This is a genomic window from Cognataquiflexum rubidum, assembly GCF_022538115.1.
Lineage (GTDB): Bacteria > Bacteroidota > Bacteroidia > Cytophagales > Cyclobacteriaceae > Cognataquiflexum > Cognataquiflexum rubidum.
The window spans coordinates 25,168-45,337 of the sequence record NZ_JAKZAL010000009.1 but is presented as its reverse complement, the minus strand read 5'-3'; the positions used below and the strand labels follow the sequence as shown (position 1 = coordinate 45,337).

Annotated in this window: 18 protein-coding genes; 6 read left to right on the top strand and 12 right to left on the bottom strand. The window is 41.6% G+C overall.

Going from position 1 to position 20,170, the window contains the following annotated elements; all coding sequences use genetic code 11:
* Window positions 1-30: 30 nt before the first annotated feature.
* The 3 genes from porD (at window position 31) to MMU05_RS11300 (ending at window position 3,838) form a co-directional block, all read left to right on the top strand.
* Window positions 31-936 (top strand): type IX secretion system protein PorD, encoded by a 906-nt coding sequence (gene porD, locus MMU05_RS11310; RefSeq protein ID WP_241141794.1) that lies wholly within the window; start codon window positions 31-33, stop codon window positions 934-936.
* 47 nt (window positions 937-983) lie between these two features.
* Window positions 984-2,636, top strand: coding sequence for a DNA repair protein RecN (gene recN, locus MMU05_RS11305; protein ID WP_241141793.1), 1,653 nt, complete (start codon window positions 984-986; stop codon window positions 2,634-2,636).
* 386 nt (window positions 2,637-3,022) lie between these two features.
* Window positions 3,023-3,838: an enoyl-ACP reductase FabI gene (locus MMU05_RS11300; protein ID WP_113925107.1), complete on the top strand. Its 816-nt coding sequence runs from the start codon at window positions 3,023-3,025 to the stop codon at window positions 3,836-3,838.
* Between the two features lie 88 nt (window positions 3,839-3,926).
* Here MMU05_RS11300 and truA read toward each other — a convergent pair whose 3' ends face one another.
* The 10 genes from truA to ilvD all read right to left on the bottom strand — a co-directional run bounded on the left by truA (window position 3,927) and on the right by ilvD (window position 16,163).
* On the bottom strand, window positions 3,927-4,703 hold the full coding sequence (truA, locus tag MMU05_RS11295) for a tRNA pseudouridine(38-40) synthase TruA (RefSeq protein ID WP_241141792.1): 777 nt from the start codon (window positions 4,701-4,703) through the stop codon (window positions 3,927-3,929).
* Window positions 4,704-4,814: 111 nt separating this feature from the next.
* Window positions 4,815-5,876: a 3-isopropylmalate dehydrogenase gene (gene leuB / locus MMU05_RS11290; protein WP_241141791.1), complete on the bottom strand. Its 1,062-nt coding sequence runs from the start codon at window positions 5,874-5,876 to the stop codon at window positions 4,815-4,817.
* Complete coding sequence (locus MMU05_RS11285) at window positions 5,845-7,464, bottom strand: alpha-isopropylmalate synthase regulatory domain-containing protein (protein ID WP_241141790.1); 1,620 nt, start codon at window positions 7,462-7,464, stop codon at window positions 5,845-5,847. The genes leuB and MMU05_RS11285 overlap by 32 nt, the downstream gene beginning before the upstream one ends.
* Window positions 7,465-7,670: 206 nt before the next feature.
* Window positions 7,671-8,261: a 3-isopropylmalate dehydratase small subunit gene (leuD, locus tag MMU05_RS11280; protein ID WP_241141789.1), complete on the bottom strand. Its 591-nt coding sequence runs from the start codon at window positions 8,259-8,261 to the stop codon at window positions 7,671-7,673.
* A gap of 17 nt (window positions 8,262-8,278) precedes the next feature.
* A complete protein-coding gene (gene leuC / locus MMU05_RS11275; RefSeq protein ID WP_241141788.1) occupies window positions 8,279-9,679 on the bottom strand; it encodes a 3-isopropylmalate dehydratase large subunit in 1,401 nt (466 codons plus the stop codon).
* A 6-nt stretch (window positions 9,680-9,685) separates the two neighbouring features.
* Window positions 9,686-11,197: a 2-isopropylmalate synthase gene (locus tag MMU05_RS11270; protein ID WP_241141787.1), complete on the bottom strand. Its 1,512-nt coding sequence runs from the start codon at window positions 11,195-11,197 to the stop codon at window positions 9,686-9,688.
* 7 nt (window positions 11,198-11,204) lie between these two features.
* Window positions 11,205-12,248 (bottom strand): ketol-acid reductoisomerase, encoded by a 1,044-nt coding sequence (gene ilvC / locus MMU05_RS11265; protein ID WP_241141786.1) that lies wholly within the window; start codon window positions 12,246-12,248, stop codon window positions 11,205-11,207.
* Between the two features lie 11 nt (window positions 12,249-12,259).
* Window positions 12,260-12,769 carry an acetolactate synthase small subunit gene (gene ilvN / locus MMU05_RS11260; RefSeq protein WP_241141785.1) on the bottom strand — a complete coding sequence of 170 codons (510 nt, stop codon included), beginning with the start codon at window positions 12,767-12,769 and terminating at the stop codon, window positions 12,260-12,262.
* A 16-nt stretch (window positions 12,770-12,785) separates the two neighbouring features.
* Window positions 12,786-14,468: a biosynthetic-type acetolactate synthase large subunit gene (ilvB, locus tag MMU05_RS11255; RefSeq protein WP_241141784.1), complete on the bottom strand. Its 1,683-nt coding sequence runs from the start codon at window positions 14,466-14,468 to the stop codon at window positions 12,786-12,788.
* Window positions 14,469-14,486: 18 nt separating this feature from the next.
* Window positions 14,487-16,163: a dihydroxy-acid dehydratase gene (ilvD, locus tag MMU05_RS11250; RefSeq protein WP_241141783.1), complete on the bottom strand. Its 1,677-nt coding sequence runs from the start codon at window positions 16,161-16,163 to the stop codon at window positions 14,487-14,489.
* Between the two features lie 645 nt (window positions 16,164-16,808).
* Here ilvD and ispE point away from each other — a divergent pair.
* Window positions 16,809-17,615: a 4-(cytidine 5'-diphospho)-2-C-methyl-D-erythritol kinase gene (gene ispE / locus MMU05_RS11245; protein ID WP_241141782.1), complete on the top strand. Its 807-nt coding sequence runs from the start codon at window positions 16,809-16,811 to the stop codon at window positions 17,613-17,615.
* A gap of 40 nt (window positions 17,616-17,655) precedes the next feature.
* Here ispE and MMU05_RS11240 read toward each other — a convergent pair whose 3' ends face one another.
* Together MMU05_RS11240 and MMU05_RS11235 are read right to left on the bottom strand one after the other, a co-directional pair.
* Window positions 17,656-18,861 (bottom strand): 6-bladed beta-propeller, encoded by a 1,206-nt coding sequence (locus tag MMU05_RS11240; RefSeq protein WP_262917663.1) that lies wholly within the window; start codon window positions 18,859-18,861, stop codon window positions 17,656-17,658.
* 27 nt (window positions 18,862-18,888) lie between these two features.
* The gene (locus MMU05_RS11235; RefSeq protein WP_241123831.1) at window positions 18,889-19,086 is read right to left on the bottom strand and encodes a hypothetical protein; all 198 of its coding nucleotides are present in this window, start codon (window positions 19,084-19,086) and stop codon (window positions 18,889-18,891) included.
* A gap of 482 nt (window positions 19,087-19,568) precedes the next feature.
* Between MMU05_RS11235 and MMU05_RS11230 the strand changes: the two genes are divergently transcribed.
* Both MMU05_RS11230 and MMU05_RS11225 read left to right on the top strand, forming a co-directional pair.
* Window positions 19,569-19,811 (top strand): ribbon-helix-helix domain-containing protein, encoded by a 243-nt coding sequence (locus tag MMU05_RS11230; protein WP_241141780.1) that lies wholly within the window; start codon window positions 19,569-19,571, stop codon window positions 19,809-19,811.
* The gene (locus MMU05_RS11225) at window positions 19,798-20,130 is read left to right on the top strand and encodes a type II toxin-antitoxin system PemK/MazF family toxin (protein ID WP_241141779.1); all 333 of its coding nucleotides are present in this window, start codon (window positions 19,798-19,800) and stop codon (window positions 20,128-20,130) included. The genes MMU05_RS11230 and MMU05_RS11225 overlap by 14 nt, the downstream gene beginning before the upstream one ends.
* The last annotated feature ends 40 nt before the right edge of the window (window positions 20,131-20,170 follow it).

The window sequence follows — 20,170 nt, the reverse complement described above, 5'->3', positions numbered from 1 at the left end:
TCGTTATCTTTAAAAGAAAACCCATTCTACATGAAGATTCGACTGACGATACTCCTTCTACTTTTTTTATCCCACCATTCTGTATTTTCCCAAGAGCTTAATTTTTCGGTTATTATCAATAGTGAAAGAGCGCGTACCCAAGAAACTGCCATTTTTGATAACATGAAAAATAGCTTTGAGCAGTTTCTCAACGGAAGAACATGGACGGGAGACCAATTTCAGGCATTTGAAAGGGTTAAAGGCAACATCCTCATTACCATTTCCGATATGCCCCAGATAGGTGTCTATAACGCGACAGTTCAGATCCAAACAGTCCGGCCGGTTTATGGTACTAATTATGAAAGTATGGTCATCAATTTTATTGACCGAAACTGGGGGTTTGAATATCTCCTTTCCCAACCCCTCGAATTCAATAGGTTTGCTTTTCTCAACAACATCAGTTCATTATTGGCGTATTACGCCTACATCGCTTTGGGTTTTGATTATGATAGTTTTTCTTTAAGAGGAGGAAACCCTTACTTTGAAATAGCGAATGGAATCGTCAACAACGCCCAACAATCCAATAGAGCAGGTTGGATGCCCAACCCAAATGACAGGAGAAACAGGTATTGGCTTATCAATGATATTTACACTTCGTCTGTCTTTGCACCGATAAGGGAAGCGATTTATCTCTACCACCGCAAAGGACTTGACATGCTTCTCAACAATCCTCAGGAGGCCTACCAAAATATGATTACAGCATTCCAATTGGTAGAAAGTGCCAACACCGCACAGCCAAACAGTATTTTTGTAATTGCATTTTTGGATGCAAAAAGAGATGAAATAATACGGGTTTTCCAAAATGCCCCAAAAGAAGTCCGCACAGAAGCGGTAGAAGTACTCCTTAAAATTGATCCAAACAACTCAAAAAGGTACAATGACCTACTCAAAGGTTGATCCCTTAATTTGTTAGATTTGTCCAATAAAATAATTAAACCCATTAAATGCTCCGCTCACTCAGCATTGCCAATTACGCCCTGATTCAAAGCTTGGAAATGAAGCCAAGCCAGTTTCTAAACATGATTACCGGCGAAACCGGAGCAGGGAAATCCATCATGTTGGGTGCTGTTGGACTGCTGTTAGGAAACAGGGCCGACACTAAAGCACTGCTGAACCCGGACAAAAAGTGTGTGGTCGAAGGTAATTTCGGAATCGGAAGTTATGGACTGGAGGATTTTTTCAAAAATGAAGACCTTGATTTTGATCCTGAGTGCATCATCAGAAGGGAAATCAGCCCGAACGGTAAATCCCGGGCATTTATCAATGATACTCCCGTAAAGCTTGAAACCTTGAAAGACCTTGGTAAGGCACTGATGGATATCCATTCCCAACATGATAACCTTCAACTCGGAGAAGGTGAATACCAATTGGACTTGGTAGATGCATTTTCAAAAAGCCATCAAGAAAAAGCTTCTTATTTATCAACTTTCAGGTCATTTCAGTCTGCAAAAAAGGCATTTGAAAAGCTAAGTCAAGAAGCTTTGGAAATGAAGAAAGAAGCAGATTTCAATAGATTTCAGCTCGAAGAACTTTCTGAAGTAAGACTTAGGGAAGGAGAGCAAACTGAGCTGGAAAGTGAACAGGAAATCTTGGAAAATGCAGAGGACATCAAATCCAAAATTCAGGAAGTCCTTTCCCAAATGGAAGACGAACAATTTGGCGCCTTGAAGCTTTTGGCTTTGGCCAATCAAGGTGTACAACAGCTTTCAAAATATGCGCATAGATTTGAGACCTATGGTGAAAGATTCCAAAGCGTTTTGATTGAATTGAAGGATATCGCAGCAAGTCTGGAAGAAGAAGATGGACAGATTGAAGTTGATTTTGCCAAACTTGAAACAGTAAGGACGAGGTTAAGCAAAATTTACCACCTGCAGAAAAAACATGGTTTTGATACCGTTGAAGCGCTCATTGCTTTGGAAAACGAACTCGCTGATAAAGTCTTTTTGGTGGAGAATCTGGATGAAGAACTGGAGAAACTGAAAAAAGCCAAAGAAACTGCAGAGAAAGAATTGACCGAAAAAGGCAAAGCCCTTTCCGAAAAAAGGAAATCAGCATTTCATCCATTTGCCTCCCAACTTGCAAAACTTTTGCATCAATTGGGTATGGAAAATGCGCAGGTTGAATTCTACCATCAAATCATTTCCCCAACCAAAAATGGTTTGGATCAGATTGATATCCTTTTTTCAGCCAACAAAGGAGTCAAACCACAGGCATTGAAACAGGTGGCCTCAGGTGGTGAATTCTCAAGATTGATTTTTGCTATCAAATATATCATGGCTGATAAAATGGCACTACCGACATTGATTTTTGATGAAATAGATACAGGTGTTTCGGGTGAAATCGCGCTACAGATGGTCAGGATGATGCAGGATATTGCCAAACAGCACCAAGTCATCTGTATCAGTCATCTCCCACAGGTGGCTGCCAAGGGCGACCAACATTACTTTGTATATAAAGACAACAGCGCTGAGAAGACCATCAGTAAAATTAAGCTATTGGATGGGGAAGAGCGGGTTTTGGAAATTGCCAAAATGATCGCCGGTGCCAATCCATCCGTAAATGCTTTTGAAAGTGCTAGGGAGTTGCTTGGGAGTTAATTGGTTATTTGGTTATGGGTTAATGGTTATTTGGTTAGAGGTTAATTGGTTATTTGGTTAGAGGTTATTTGGTTAGAGGTTAATTGGTTAACTGACCTTTGCCCTTGTTCCCTTTTTCCTCTTACCTTTCACCTCTCACCATCTACTTATACCTCACTTCTTCGTATTTGGTACTTTGTACTTGGTACTTGGTACTTAGTACTTGATACTTGATACTCGCTTCTTGATAGTTGGCACTTGGTTCTTCCAACCTCCCCCACCTCTTACCTTTCACCTCTAACCATCTACTTATTCCTCGCTCCTACATACTTGATACTTTGTACTTGGTTCTTGCTTCTCCAAATCTTATTTTTACACAATATTTGACCAAATCAAAAGAACATATCATGCCAGAGAATTTATTGAAAGGAAAACTCGGAATAATCACAGGAGCTTTAGATGAAAACTCCATTGCTTGGAAAGCCGCACTCAAAGCACACGAACAAGGTGGAAGGTTTGTATTGACCAATGCACCAATCGCCATGAGAATGGGGGCAATCAAGGAATTGGCAGAGCAATGCAACACCATCGTCATCCCTGCAGACGCCACTTCTTTGGAAGATATCGAAAAACTATATACCGAAGCCCGTGAGTATTTGGGTGGTAACTTTGACTTTTTGCTTCACTCGATTGGTATGTCCCCAAACATCCGAAAAGGACGCTCCTATGGCGACCTCAATTACGAATGGGCAGCAAAATCCTATGATGTTTCTTCTGTGTCATTTCATAAAATGATGCAGGTGGCAGAGAAGATGGACGCCATGAACGAATGGGGTTCTATCCTTGGACTTTCTTACATCGCAGCACAAAGAGTATATCCCTTCTATACAGACATGGCTGATGCCAAAGCACTTTTGGAAAGCATCGCAAGAGGATATGGATACAGATATGGCAAGCTGAAAAAAGTTCGGGTTAATACCATTTCCCAATCCCCTACCAAAACTACGGCAGGAACAGGAATCGGCGGATTCGATACCTTCTATAATTTTGCAGATTCCATGTCACCACTTGGAAATGCTTCAGCTGAGGCATGCGCTGATTATATCATTACCATGTTTTCAGATTTGACCAGAATGGTCACAATGCAAAACCTCTTTCATGACGGCGGTTATTCCAATACAGGGATTTCTGAAGATATCATGAACAAGTTTATGGACTTATAAAACTTGTTTACCTTTTTTGAGACAAAATAAATTGAAGGTATCCATTGAGGAAAAATAAAATAAGGGCTGATTAATTTCAGCCCTTATTTTATTTGAATTCAACCCTTTCTAAAACCAATCCATTTGCAGGAACAGCAACTGAAATGGGACTTGTTTGGTCTGAATCCAAGGCGTTATTCAAATCTTCCAATGTTATTTTTCCCAATCCCAAGTCCATCAAAGCCGCCATCATTATCCTAACCTGATACCTGAGGAACCCCTTTCCCTTTACGGAAAAAGTGAAGGCTTTTTCCGGAATAAGGCCTTTTCCAGCCTGAGAATGGGTACAAATGTCAGCCTCCAAAACTTCTCTTACATAATCATCTGTCACTTTATCGATGGAGCAGAATCGCCGGAAATCATGTTCCCCCACATAAAGTTTTGCTCCCTTTTTCATCAAATCAAGATCAGGTATTCCTTCAAAAAATGTAAGGTTTCCTGCCGCAAAAGGATGGAATTTTTCTCCAATCGCAAAGTGATAATGGTATTCCTTCCACGTGACATCCTGAATAATATTAAAGGTCAATGGAACAGGCTCAAACCCTAATAGCCTGATATCTGACGGGAGAAATGAATTTAATGTACTGAGAAGATAGGGAGAGATTTCATGTTTCAAAAACAACTCAAAGGCTCCACGATTACAGGAAACATCTGCATCAGTCCGGCTTGCTCCAAGTATGGTGAAATCCTCATGGCTCAAGACATACCGGAAAGCTTTCTCCAATGTACTTTGAATTGTTTTGACTCCGGGCTGCTTTTGCCAACCGTGATACCGAAGCCCTAAATACTGTAGGTAAAAAAGGTAAGTGAATGGTCTGGTTTGCATTTTGGAATACTGGGGAAATGACAAATAAAGGGATCATGCTTTCCAAATACAAAACCCTCAAAAAGATTTGAACTTTTGGAGGGTTTATCATAAGAATCAATTATATCTATTTTAAATATTAGCCGCCAACCAATCCCCCACTTCCGAGGTTTTGTAAGCTTTTCCGCCTTCAGCGATGTCTTCTGTGACGATTCCTTCCGCCAATGATTTATTGACCACATCAGAAATGGCTTTTGCTTCTTCCCTTAAGTCGAATGCATACTCAAACATCATCGCTGCCGAAAGTATCGTGCCCAATGGATTTGCGATGTCCTTGCCTGCAGCTTGGGGATAAGAACCGTGTATCGGTTCGAAAAGCTTGTTGTCAGTACCCAATGAGGCAGAAGGCATCAAACCCATAGAACCCGAAATCACTGAGGCTTCGTCTGTCAGGATATCTCCAAATAGATTCTCCGTAATCAGGACATCATACGCTTTTGGCCATTGGATCAAACGCATGGCGACTGCATCCACAAATTCATATTCCACTTTGACATCAGGATATTCCGGAGCCAATTCCTGCACCGTCTCTCTCCAAAGTCTGGAAGTAGCCAAGACATTGGCTTTGTCCACACAGGTCAATAACTTCCTTCTCTTTTGGGCAGCTTCGAATCCCATTCTTGCCAACCTCGTGATTTCTTCTTTGGAATAAACATTTGTATCAAAAGCTTTGGTACCCTGCTCATTTCTTCCACGAGGTTCTCCAAAATAAATCCCTCCGGTCAACTCCCTAAAGAAAACCAAATCCACCCCTTCGATCCTATCCAATTTCAAGGGAGATTTATGTACCAAAGAAGGAAAAGTAAAGGTCGGACGTACATTGGCAAACAATCCCAACTTCTTCCTCATTGCCAATAATCCCTGTTCAGGTCTTACTTTGGCTTTTGGATCATTGTCGTATTTGGGATCACCTATTGCTCCAAAAAGTACAGCATCAGCTCTCAAACAAACCTCGTGCGTCTCATCCGGGTAGGGATTTCCGGTAAGGTCAATCGCAGCAGCCCCTACGGGTGCCTCCTCAAAATGGATGGTATGACCAAATTTCTTAGCTACAGCATTTACAACTTTGACTGCCTGTGCAATCACCTCCGGGCCAATGCCGTCACCCGGCAATAGCGCTATATTCATTTCCATAGAAATTCTTTTTATCTAGTTCTGGGTTTTCATCCGGGATAGTTCCGATTCCCGGCTCTGTATTTTTTATTTTTTCAATGATGTTCAGCATCTTTTCTGTGGCCTTCAAAGCAGCCACAGTCTGATCGCTGTCTAGACCTTTGGTTTTGAATATCTTTCCAAAATCCCAGGTAATAACTGTTTCCACAAAAGCATCAGTCTTTCCTCCGGGAGGAATAGTCACACTATAATTGGTCAAAACCGGCAATTCTTTATTCAAAGATTTGTAAATCTTTTTCAATGCCTTCATGAAAGCATCGTATTGACCATCTCCTGAAGATCCTTCTTCATAGCTTTCTCCGTTGATGTTGATCTTCAATTGAACGGTGGGTCTCAAGCCCTTTGAATGGCTGAGGTTATAACCTTCAATGAATATATCATGGGAGATGGAGTTGTTCTGCAACACATCAGAAATGATATAAGGAAGGTCCTCTGTGGTCACCCTTTCTTTCTTGTCCCCCAATTCAATGATCCTTTGGGTAACTTTTGTCAGTTCATCAGGTTCTAGAGAGATTCCCAATTCCTGCAGGTTTTTGACAATATTGGCTTTGCCTGATGTCTTACCCAAAGCATATTTCCTTTGTCTACCAAAGCGCTCGGGGAGCAAATCATTGAAATAAAGATTTTTCTTATTGTCCCCATCGGCATGGATTCCGGCAGTTTGGGTAAATACATTTTCACCTACTACCGGTTTGTTGGCGGGGATATGCTGACCGGAAAATTGCTCTACCAACTTGCTGACGCGATATATTTTGTTCTCTTTGACGTTCAGCTTAAAGTCTGTAAAGTCCTTCAAAACAGCAATCACTGATTCTAATGGCGCATTACCGGCCCTTTCCCCCAATCCATTGACCGTGGTGTGGATACCGCCTACGCCGTTATAAATTGCCTCGAGCACATTGGCCACGGACAGATCATAATCGTTGTGTGCGTGAAAATCAAAATGGGTATCAGGATATTCGCTCGTAATAAGCTTGAGAAAATGGGAAACTTCTCTGGGATTGAGCAATCCCAAAGTATCGGGAAGCATGATTCTCCTTACCTGAAGTTGTACCAATACCCCAATCAAATCCATGGTGTAATCCATGGAATTTCTCATGCCATTGGACCAATCTTCGAGGTAAACGTTGACCGAAATACCGTTTTCACGGGCATAGAGCACGCTTTTTTCAATATCCTTGAAATGTTGCTCCGGGGTTTTTCGAAGCTGATGGGTCAGGTGGTTCATAGAACCTTTGGTCAAAAGATTGAGGACTTTCCCTCCTGCTTCCTTTATCCAATTTATAGAATCAGGGGTATCGACAAAACCCAACACTTCTACCCTATCGAGATATCCTTTTTCGGCAGCCCATTGGGTAATCCTTTTCACTCCCTCCATTTCCCCTTCAGAAACCCGGGCAGAAGCCACTTCGATCCTGTCCACCTTCATTTCATCCAATAGCAGTTTGGCTATCTGAAGTTTTTCTGAAGGAAGAAAGGAAACTCCCGAGGTCTGTTCTCCATCCCTCAGAGTGGTATCCATGATTTCTATTTTCCTGTGATGACCCATTTTTTGGAGTTTGGCACTATGTATATACTCGCGCTTTTGGAATTAATAATTATGAATCAATGTCGTTTAGTTGGGGGATTCGGAAAACTTTTCCAAAGTTCGGAATGGATGTTTTAAGATTTTCATGGTCTGGTCCCAACTTTGGAAAAGGTTTGTATAACGCAAAAGCCTATCCAAACGACGTTGAATTATGAATAATGAATCAGCTATCTGTTTTCTGCAAAAGCAGCGATTTCATCTTTGATGTTCAACAGGTAATCGATATCATCAAATCCGTTTTTCATATTTTCCTTTTTATAGGAATTAATATCAAAAGATTCAAATTCTCCTGTACTGAGCAAAGTGATGGTCTGTTTGTCAATATCGATTTCCACTTCAGTTTTTGGATCCGCGTCCACTGCTTTGAATAGGACTTCAGCAAATTCCGCACTGATTGTCACCGGCAAAACACCGATGTTCAGACAGTTATTTTTGAAAATATCAGCAAAGAAACTCGAAACAACTGCCCTGAATCCATAATCATAGATCGCCCAAACCGCGTGTTCACGGCTAGAACCTGATCCGAAATTTTTTCCTGAAAGAAGAATTTTCCCTGAGTAAGTGGGATTGTTAAGCACAAAATCCTTTTTGGGATTTCCTTCTACATCATATCTCCAATCCCTGAACAGGTTGTCTCCGAAACCTTCCCTTTCGGTCGCTTTTAGAAAGCGGGCCGGAATGATTTGGTCCGTATCGACGTTTTCGGCAGGTAAAGGAACAACTGTGCTGGTAAGTATATTGAATTTATCGTAAGCCATTTTTTCTTTCTTTTTGATTAAAATACTTCCCTTGGATCTGCGATTACGCCTGTTACGGCTACCGCCGCGACCGTAAGTGGACTGGCCAAAAGCGTTCTTGCACCAGGTCCCTGTCTTCCTTCGAAGTTTCTGTTCGAAGTCGATACCGCATATTTCCCTGAAGGAATTTTGTCATCATTCATCGCAAGGCATGCCGAACAGCCCGGCTGTCTCAATTCGAAACCGGCATCTTCCAATATTTTCACCAAACCTTCTTCATGCGCCATCTTCTCTACTTCTCTTGAACCAGGGACAATCCAAGCGGTAATGTTAGCGGCTTTTTGTTTTCCTTTGACAAAAGCAGCTACAGAGCGGATGTCTTCTATGCGACCATTGGTACAGCTTCCTACGAAGACGTAATCCACTTTTTTTCCTTTGATGGGTTCACCCGGGGCAAAGCCCATGTACTCCAAAGATTTGAGGTAGGAGATTTTATTGCTTCCTTCCATTCCTTCGGTTGTCGGGATGTTGCCTTTGATTTTGATACCCATACCAGGATTGGTACCATAGGTTATCATTGGCTCAATATCAGCGGCATCGAAAGCATATTCTTTGTCAAAAATAGCACCTTCGTCAGTTTTCAGTGTTTTCCAATAAGCTACAGTTTTGTCCCACGCTTCACCTTTTGGTGCGTACTGTTTTCCTTTGAGGTAGGCAAAAGTGGTTTCATCAGGAGCGATCAATCCTCCTCGGGCACCCATTTCGATGCTCATGTTACAGATGGTCATCCTTGCTTCCATGCTCAGGCTGCGGATAGCCGAACCAGCGTATTCCACAAAATAACCAGTTGCTCCTGCGGCAGAAATCTTGGCAATGATATAGAGGATGATATCCTTAGAAGTCACTCCGGAGCCTAATTCACCGTCTACGGTGATTCGCATTTTTTTGGCTTTGGTCTGCATAATGCACTGTGTTGCCAAAACCATTTCCACTTCAGAGGTTCCGATTCCAAATGCAATCGCCCCAAAAGCGCCATGGGTAGAGGTATGGCTGTCTCCACAGACGATGGTCATCCCCGGTTGAGTAATGCCCAATTCAGGACCAATCACATGGACAATACCATGGTGGTCTGAACCCAAATCGTGCAATTCAATGCCATATCGCTGACAGTTTTCCCTTAGTCTTTCAACCTGCATGCGGGAAAGCTTGTCCTTGATGGTTTTGTCCTGATCGACGGTAGGTACATTGTGGTCCGGCGTACCGACTGTCCTGTCTGGATGAAGAACACCAATGCCTCTTTTTTCCAGATTCAGAAATGCTACCGGGCTTGTCACTTCATGGATAAAATGCTTATCAATGAAGAAGACATCGGGACCATTGGGTACAGAACGCACCACATGTGAATCCCAGATTTTATCGAATAATGTATTTTTTTCCATCTTAACTTACGCTACAATCACTTTTTCTTTGACAGGAATCTTATTTAAAGCATCTACAAATGCCTGGGCTGATGCCAATACGATATCTGTATTCGATGCAAAACCATAATATGGTCTGTCACCCTGAATAATCCTCATGTGTACTTTTGCCACGTCATCACTTCCATGCGTTATTGCTTGGATGAGGAATTCCTCCAATTCTATCTGAGGTTTGACTATGGATTCTATCGCCTTCAATACCGCATCCACAGGACCATTGCCGGAAGAGTCTGCCTCAAAATTTTTCTCTCCAACCTTCAGTTCCACATGGGCTTTGATTTCACCATTAGATTGATAGCTTACTTTCCCCAGTTCTATAAAGGAGGAACCATCCATAAATTTTCCGACAAGAGAAAGTAGGTCCTTGGTGCCGATATCTCTTTTGGAATCAGCCAAAAGCAAGAACTCCTCATATACTTCCCTCAAAGGTTCACCCTCAAGTTCCACGCCCAAAGCATCCAAATGATGCTTGAGTGCTGCCCTGCCGCTTCTTGCAGTAAGAACAATGGTAGATTCATGGACGCCAACTTCCTTGGGATCGATAATTTCATAATTTTCTCTATGCTTGAGAACACCGTCTTGATGAATTCCAGAGGAATGGGCAAATGCATTTCTTCCTACTATCGCTTTATTTGGCTGCACCGGCATGTTCATCAACTTTGAGATCAACCTACTTGTGCCATAGATCAATTCGGTTTTGATATTGGTATGGACCGGAATGGCATGGTGACATTTGATCGCCATCACGACTTCTTCCAAGGAGGTATTACCTGCACGTTCTCCGATTCCGTTGATGGTAAGTTCAGCTTGTCTTGCTCCGTTTTGTACACCTGCTATGGTATTGGCAGTTGCCATTCCAAGGTCATTGTGGCAATGTGTCGCAATGATCGCTTTGTCGATATTGGACACATTTTCCTTCAGGTAGCGGATGATGGCGCCATATTGCTCCGGAAGACAATAACCGGTAGTATCCGGAATATTGACCACAGTTGCTCCTGCTTTGATGACAGCTTCAATGATTTTTGCAAGGAATGGCAACTCAGCCCTTCCTGCATCTTCTGCGTAGAATTCAACATCCTCCACAAAGCTTTTGGCATATTTCACCGCCCTGACACCTCTTTCGATGATATTGTCCGGCGTGGATCTCAGCTTGAATTGGATATGATATGGGGAAACGCCTATGCCTGTATGAATTCTGCCTTTTTTGGCATATTTCAAAGCATCGGCAGCTACTTCAATGTCTTTCTCCACCGCTCTCGATAGTGCGCAGATGATAGGATTAGAAACTGCCTTGGAAATTTCCACTACCGAATTGAAATCGCCTGGACTGGAAATAGGAAATCCCGCCTCAATGATATCAACCCCAAGTTTTTCTAAAGCTTGCGCCACCACTATCTTTTCCTGGGAGTTCAACTGACATCCCGGTACCTGCTCTCCATCCCGGAGGGTAGTATCAAATATCCATAGCTTTTCACTCATAATTATCTCAGTTATTTTCTGGTCTCAATTTTCTGACAGTAGCGCCTGCTTGCCACATTTCAGAATCTCTCAATTCTTTCAATTCAACTTCCAATTTTTCTCTGTAATCAGGCTTGCTGTTAGAGTCAATTGATTTTTGGGCTTCTTTTCCGGATTTTACACTGTTATACAATTCCTCAAAAACAGGCTTGGTGGCATCTCTGAAAGGTTTCCACCAGTCCAAAGCACCTCTTTGGGCAGTTGTGGAGCAATTGGCATACATCCAATCCATGCCGTTTTCGGCTACCAATGGCATCAAGCTTTGAGTCAATTCTTCCACTGTTTCGTTGAATGCTTCAGATGGCGTATGTCCATTTGCTCTCAATACTTCGTATTGTGCTGCAAAAATTCCTTGGATCGCTCCCATCAAAGTACCTCTTTCTCCGGTAAGATCGGAAGTCACTTCTCTGTAGAAATCTGTCTCGAACAAGTATCCTGATCCCACACCTATTCCCAAGGCTACTACCCTGTCTTTGGCTTTGCCTGTTCCGTCTTGGAAGATGGCATAGGAGGAATTCAACCCTCTACCTTCAACAAACATTCTTCTCAAGGAGGTACCTGAACCTTTTGGTGCAACCAAGATTACATCCACATCTGCAGGGGGAATAATGCCGGTTTTTTCTTTATAAGTGATTCCAAATCCATGGGAAAAATACAAGGCTTTTCCAGGAGTAAGGAATTTTTTAACGGTTGGCCAAAGGGCAATCTGACCCGCATCAGAAAGAAGGAATTGGATGATAGTGCCTTTTTCACAGGCTTCTTCCAATTCAAATAAAGTTTCACCGGGAACCCAGCCATCAGCAACAGCTTTATCCCAGGTTTTGGAATTTTTCCTTTGTCCGACAATGACGTTGAAACCGTTGTCCCTTAGGTTAAGTGCCTGACCTGGGCCCTGCACACCATATCCCAATACTGCGATGGTTTCATTCTTCAATACTTCTCTTGCTTTCTCCAAAGGAAATTCCTCTCTGGTGACTACGTTTTCTTCTACTGATCCGAATTTCAGTTTCATAGTGTGATAAATTAGGTTTGATTATTTAAATATTCTGTGATGGAAAATTTGGGTTTGGCGATCGCCACCCTTCCCGAACGGGAAAATTCCAACAGGTTAAATGGTTTCAAAATTTCTAGTAGGGCCTGCGTGTCTTCTTTGTGACCGGTAAACTCCAGTACCACAAATTCCTTTTCGGCAGCAATGATATGGGCGTTGAATTGCCTGATGACTTTCTCCAAGCCGGGATCCAAACTTTCAATCGGAATTTTATAAAGTGCGATTTCTTGATAGACTACTTCATCATCCATGAAATAGTACACCTTGATCACATCCACGACCTTTTCAATCTGCTTTGAAAGCTGAATAATCTGCTCATCGGTAACCGTAACCTCAATGGTTATTTTATGGATCCCATCCAAGCGGCTTTCCGATGCTGTCAACGCATCAATATTTATTCCTCTCCTGGTGAAAATGATAGTGATACGGTTAAGTATCCCTATAAAATTTTCGGTATATACTAATATGGTATATCGGTTCATAAATTCAGTTTCATTCCTAGCTTAACCTTACCTCTTCAACCGAGCAGCCGGTCGCAATCATCGGAAACACGTTGTCTTCTTTCTCCACGACAACTTCAAGGAAAAACGGCCCTTCATGCAAAATCATTTGGGCGACTGCCTCCTTCAATTCGTGCCTCTCGGTTACCTTCACCGCTCTGAGTTTGTAAGCTTCAGCTATTTTGATAAAATCAGGATTTTCAAGTTCTGTAAAAGAATACCTTTTATCAAAGAAAAGCTGCTGCCACTGCCTTACCATTCCCAGGTAATTGTTGTTAAGAAGGACTACTTTGACAGGGGCTTTAGTCTGCATAATGGTTCCAAATTCCTGGATGGTCATCTGAATCCCTCCGTCCCCAACCACACAGATTACCTGTCTTTTGAAATCATGTAACTGCGCTCCCAAAGCCGCAGGAAGGGCAAAACCCATTGTACCCAGACCACCTGAAGTGACTTGAGTTCTTGATTCTTTGTAATGAAAATACCTCCAGGAGATCATTTGATGCTGACCTACGTCCGTCACGAGAATGGCGTTTTCATCCTTGAACTGATTGATCAATTGGATGACTTCACCCATATGCAAGCCTCCATGGGTAGATTCCAGGTCGTAGGACATGACGGCTGCTTTTTCCTCTTTGTCCAATTCCCTGAATTTTTGAAACCATTCATGGTGGGTATTGGAGTTGACAGCATCGGTCAACAGTGGTAAGCTTTGCTTGCAATCCCCCAAAACAGGAACTGCGCATTTTACATTTTTATCAATCTCCGATGGATCCAATTCCAGATGGACAACTTGGGCTTGCTTTGCATACCGCTTCAAGTCACCGGTAACCCTGTCATCAAACCTCATCCCGATGGCAATCAGCACATCACATTGGTTGGTCAGAAGATTTGGTGCGTAGTTGCCATGCATCCCAAGTTTGCCTACATACGAGGGGTGATCCTGGGAAAGGGCACCTGAACCCAAAAGTGTGGAAGCGGCAGGTATCCCTGATTTATCCAAAAATCTTTTCAATTCCTCTTCTGCATTGGCAAGTATCACACCTTGGCCGTAAAGCACATAAGGTCTTTTTGCATCATTGATCAATTGGGCGGCTGCAGCGATGGCTGTTGGATTGATGGTGACATATGGCCTGAAGGACCTTATCCCGAAACAAGGTTCATAATTGAATTCACCGAACTCTACCTGTGCGTTTTTGGTAATGTCTACCAAAACGGGACCAGGTCTTCCGGTTTTTGCGATATAAAAAGCCTTGGCAATAGCAGGAGCTATGTCCTCAACCCTTCTAACCTGAATATTCCATTTGGTACCGGGCATAGATAGCCCGATCACATCAGTCTCCTGAAAAGCATCTGAACCCAAAAGATGGGCAGCTACCTGTCCAGTAATGCAGACTAGAGGAGTGCTATCGATCTGAGCATCAGCCAGACCCGTGATCAGGTTGGTGGCGCCGGGACCTGAAGTCGCAAGCACGACTCCTACTTTGCCGGAAACCCGTGCATAACCCTGCGCAGCATGGATTGCTCCCTGCTCGTGACGCGTCAGCACATGCTTGATCTGATCGCTATAATCATACAAAGCATCATAAACCGGCATGATTGCTCCACCGGGATAACCGAAAATGAATTCTGCATTTTCGGCGATCAAGGATCTCACTACGATGTCTGCTCCTCTAACCATAGAATTGGATGATTTAATTTACTTATCTGTCACACATCCTTCCGAAGCGGAGGACACGAGTTTGTTGTATTTCTTGAGTGTTCCCTGGAGATCACTCAAATCCTTATTTTTCCAATGCTTCTTCCTTTCAGCCATTTCGGCATCACTGACCGCACAGCTCAAAGTCAGGGAATCTGCATCAATGGTAATGATATCCCCGTTTTGAAGAAGACCAATAGGTCCTCCGGAATATGCCTCGGGAGTCACGTGTCCAACAACAAATCCATGCGTTCCACCTGAAAACCTTCCATCAGTAATCAAAGCAACATCCGAGCCCAAACCTGCACCGATAATCATGGAGGTAGGCTTTAGCATCTCAGGCATCCCAGGACCGCCTTTTGGTCCGATGTAGCGGATGACGATCACTTCTCCTTTATTGACTAATTTATTTTTGATCCCCTCATTGGCTTCCAATTCAGAATCAAAAACATTCGCAGGACCGGTAAAGGATTTGCCTTCTTTACCTGTGATTTTGGCCACCGAACCTTCAGGGGCAAGATTCCCTTTGAGGATGCAGAGGTGTCCCGTTTCTTTCAGTGGCGTTTCCAAAGGATGGATTACATTGACCATCGATGGGACCACCGGATCAATATCCGCAAGATTCTCTGCGATGGTTTTTCCGGTAACTGTCATACAATCGCCATGAAGCATGCCATTATTCAATAAATATTTCATAAAAGCAGGAAGTCCACCCTGCTCAAAAAGATCTTCCATGAGGAATTTGCCGGAAGGCTTGAAATCACCCAACAATGGGGTCGCATGGTTTACTCTTTCGAAGTCCGCAAGTGTAAAATCCACTCCTGCTGTTTTGGCAATGGCTAAAATATGTAATACAGCATTGGTACTTCCTCCAAGCGCAACGGCTACACGGACTGCATTTTCTAAGCTTTTCTTGGTGACGATATCCTTTGGCTTGATATCTTTTTCCAAAAGAATGGTCAGGTATTTGGAGATATCTCTGCACTCAGCCATTTTTTCATCTGCTGTGGCTGGAGTCGAGGAGCTGTAAGGCAATGACATGCCCATGGCTTCAATGGCTGAGGACATGGTATTGGCAGTGTACATCCCGCCACAGGCACCTGCACCGGGACAGGCATTCTCAATCACTCCCTGATAATCCTGATCGCTGAGTTCACCCTTTACCCTTTTGCCATAGGCTTCAAAAGCAGATACGATGTTCAGCTTTTCCCCTTTGTAATTTCCGGAACGGATAGTGCCACCATATACCATGATCGATGGCCTGTTGATCCTTAACATCCCCATGATGGCTCCCGGCATGTTTTTATCACAGCCGGCCACTGCGACACAGGCATCAAATGAATGACCAAGGATAAAAGACTCGATGGAATCGGCAATGATCTCTCTCGACACCAATGAATACCGCATCCCGGAGGTTCCCATAGAAATTCCATCAGAAATCCCGATGGTATTAAAAACCAAACCGGTCAGACCATGAGCTCTTGTAGCTTCCTTGATCAGACCGGCAAAGTCATTGAGGTGCATATTGCAGGGGTTACTTTCATAGCCGCAACTCGCTATCCCTACAAAGGGCTGGTTCATCTGTTTATCAGACATTCCCGTGGCATATAGCATGGCTTTGCCTGCGGGATGTTCTTCATTCTGACTGATTTCCCAACTGTGTTTTTTCAAACTCATGGTTACTTCAGGTTGGTTTAATAGGTTTATAAAAAAAGTGCCCCATCATCTGAGGCACTTAACATTGTATGGTTGTAGGTCAAATATGTCAGGTGCCTCAGTGTTTATTACAAATGAGAATAATAAAGCTTAGAGGAGTGACTATTTGAAACATGTGGTGTGGTTCTTTTTTGTTTGGCTAACGTGCTACAATATTAAACCTCTATTTCCAGAGATACAATATTTAATTTCATTTTTTATGCCAAACATATATTTATAATGAATGAAAAAGTTTTATGTATAGTATTTTATTTGGCAAAATGGACATATGTAAAACTTTTACCTATCCTAGACTCATATTTATTCACAAATCAAAAGAATGTATTGATTTCACATATCACTAACCAAAAGTTAATTTTTTTGAATTTTTTTCAAAAGAAAAATAATCGGGTATCAAATTCAACAATGGATATGGATAATTACTATTCAACCCCCAAACAAGCAAAAAAACGACATAACCGAATCGGGAATCTCATTTTCACAAATTGTCAGAATATCAAAAATTTCATTACCCTAAGCGGAGAAAGAATCAGCAAATCCAATTTTAAATTCTAATTTCAAAGCTGAAAAATCCGATTCAAAAACCAACAAAACCTGTTTTCTCTCATGATTTCATTTCCAAATGCAAAGATCAACCTAGGACTTCACATCACCGCCAAGAGGAAAGACGGTTATCATGACATCGAAACCTGCATGGTCCCCATCCCGCTGTATGATGCCTTGGAAATGATCCTGTCAAATAAAACGGTGTTTGATACTTCCGGACTTTCCATTCCTGGAGAGGAGAAAGACAACCTGATTTTAAAAGCCTTGAAATTGTTAAGGAAAGATTTCAATGACCTGCCCAATGTCCATATTCATTTACACAAAAACATCCCCATGGGTGCGGGTTTGGGGGGAGGTTCTGCTGATGCTGCTTTTGCTCTGACGCTGATGAACAACCTCTTTGACCTGCATCTGGAAAACTGGTTTTTGGAGGACTATGCGGCTCAACTTGGAAGTGACTGCGCTTTTTTTATCGACAATACCCCAAAAATCGCAACAGGCCGAGGCGAAATCATGGAACCTGTCGAAGTGGACCTCAAAGGAAACCACCTATTGCTCGTCAAGCCTCCCGTCCATATCGGCACCAAGGAAGCTTATGCAGGGGTAAGTCCCAAAAAACCTGGGAAAGACCTTGCCCAAATCCTGAAGGACAAAACTCTTTGGAAAACCGAACTGCAAAATGATTTTGAGAAAAGTATTTTTCCTCAATATCCTGAATTGGCAGCCATCAAAAAATCCTTGTACAACATGGGGGCCTACTACGCCGCGATGTCCGGTTCGGGTTCTACGGTGTTTGGCTTATTTGACCATAAGCCTGAGGCAAAAGAATGGGACAAGGAATATTTCGTTTTTGAAGGGGTGATGTAGATTGGAAATAGGATTTTTTTATGAATTTGGCTTGTCTTTGTTAGAGCTTGAATTTAATTAGGATTGGATTGTCATCTTTTCCTAAAGCATCAATATCAATTGACTTCAAGATTGGATGGTTACTAAAATCCTCTCCATTTTTGTAATACTCCTTCAAAAATTCAGGATAAATGAAACAGTAAAAGTTATCTCTATCAGAAAGAATGATATTTGGAAGTAGGCTTTTTGACCTTCCTATAGATATTATCTCATTCCTGGTTTTATCCATCAGTACATAATAAGCAGTTCCTTTTCCTGCAAACTGAAAAAATATGTGTTGTTTTGTTTCTCTGATATTTGTCAAAAACTTAAAATAATCATTCTCTAACATCTGTATAGCGCTTCCTTGCCAATTTTCAAATTCCGACAAAGGCATGGATTTATGATCTTCAAACTTAAATTTAAAACTTATAAAAACACTGTCTTTTTTAACTCTAAGAATGTTGTTATTTCCCAAAACCGGTGAGATATTATATTCGCCCGGCTCGTCAGCAGAATAGAATCTCTGATCGCCCAATATCCCAAACTCTTTTTGAACAAAATATGAAGTGGAATCCCCATCCTTCCTGACAAGATGGAAATTAGCTAACCTTCCAAGATCATTTTGAATATTCCTTTGATTTTGAGGAATATTGGTCCAGAGATAATAAACTCCATCTATATTGACAAAATACCTAAAATTGACATCTCCTTTGACTTCCCTCAATGATACCTCTCCTATGTATTCAAAAGTATTCAGGTCGTATTTTACAATTCTTCTGTAATCAATCAATTCTAAAACACCTTCTACGAAATTGACCTGAAAATCACTGATGTCCAAATATTCATCCGGTCCAGGACCTTTTTTATCTAGGACTCTATTCAAATTACCCTTTCGGTCGAAAACCAAAATTCTTGATTGCTTACTATCCCAGATAAAGTATTCTTCTTTGTCGGGAGAAACAACTAGCTTTTGAAATGTGCCTATAATAGAAGCCGCTGTAGTCTCAAGAGGTGTTACAAACTCCAATTGCAACGAATTTGGAAAATTAAAACCAAACTCATTTTCCACCTTAAGCAAAAAAACCTCCAAATCTTTTTCATTCTTTAAATCATTTACAGAATTAGTATTTGATTGACACGAAAAGAAAAAAACACATGTTAATAAGCAAATTCCGGAAATAGAAAAACGCAAAAGATTTTGGAGATTTTGAATTATCAGACTCATATTTAGATTTAAAAATAAGGTCCTAAATCAATTTTGAGGACCACCATCCCCACAAAAGCCCGGCCCATAATAACAAACATCGTATACCAAATAGCTTCCATTAGGCTGCCATACTATCTCTTGCCTATCTAAAATCAAAAGCCTTTGTGCCTTTGCGTCAGTAAAAGAAAGAAAAGGTAACATCATAAAGATGTTTAAGAAAATTGAAAACACTAGTTTTTTCATAATTTTTGGAATTTATGTAGAACAATAATTTGTTGAAACTAAAAAAAAAAAAACCGAATAAACGAAATGTTTCTCAAACAAAGTGGAAAACAATAATGAAGTCTCAAGGATACCGCCCATTGCAGTGTATTCACCTCCAACATGAAAATAGATGATATTTCAAATTCAAAATAAAAATTTCCCTCAAATGGAAAAGGAATAATTTGTGACATAGAATTATATGAGTATCCGCAATGTTGCACGTTGGGCTATAAGAGACTATCTCGAATGCGGATACTCGTCCACGGACGACAGACCACAGTCCACTGAGCCTATAATCGATCCTATAACCAATTTTTGTTTGGCTACGTGAAAGAAAGTGGATACACATATAGAATTAATAACAAACAATGGGATACAGAATTTTGTTTGAAGGTTAATTTTAAATAGGATTCGTATTTATATTTTATAAATATTATTTTTGAATATCAATTCAAAAAATCATGTCAACATTTACAAGTTCACTGCCTGACGACTTGCTTGAAATGCTTTCTGACCAAGCAAAAAAACTCTCCTTGCCCAAAAACAAGCTGATCGAAAATGCACTCAGGATTTATCTTGAACATCTCCGAAGGGCAGAATATGTCAAATCCTATAGGACTTCATCGGAAGATGAAGAAATGATCAGCCTTGCTGAAGAAGGAATGGCTGATTACCTTAAACAACTGCCTGATGAAGCAAGGTGAGATTTGGTATGCAAGTCTTGACCCTGTGCAGGGAAGCGAACAAGCCGGCTATCGCCCGGTGGTGATTATCAGTGGCAATTTGCTGAACAAACACCTGCAAATAGTAATCGCTGTACCACTTACAACGAAAATCAAAAACTATACCGGCAACCCCATTATTTCTCCAAATCCTGAAAACGGGCTGAAGGATGTTTCTGAAATGTTGGTTTTCCACATCCGATCAATTTCAAAACAAAGACTGATTCAAAAAATCGGAAATATCACAGACGAAGAATTGAAATTGGCATTGACTACTTTGAAAGAGATTACCACTTTTTGAGCTCTATTCTCACTACTCATTTGAAAATTCTTTTGCCCTT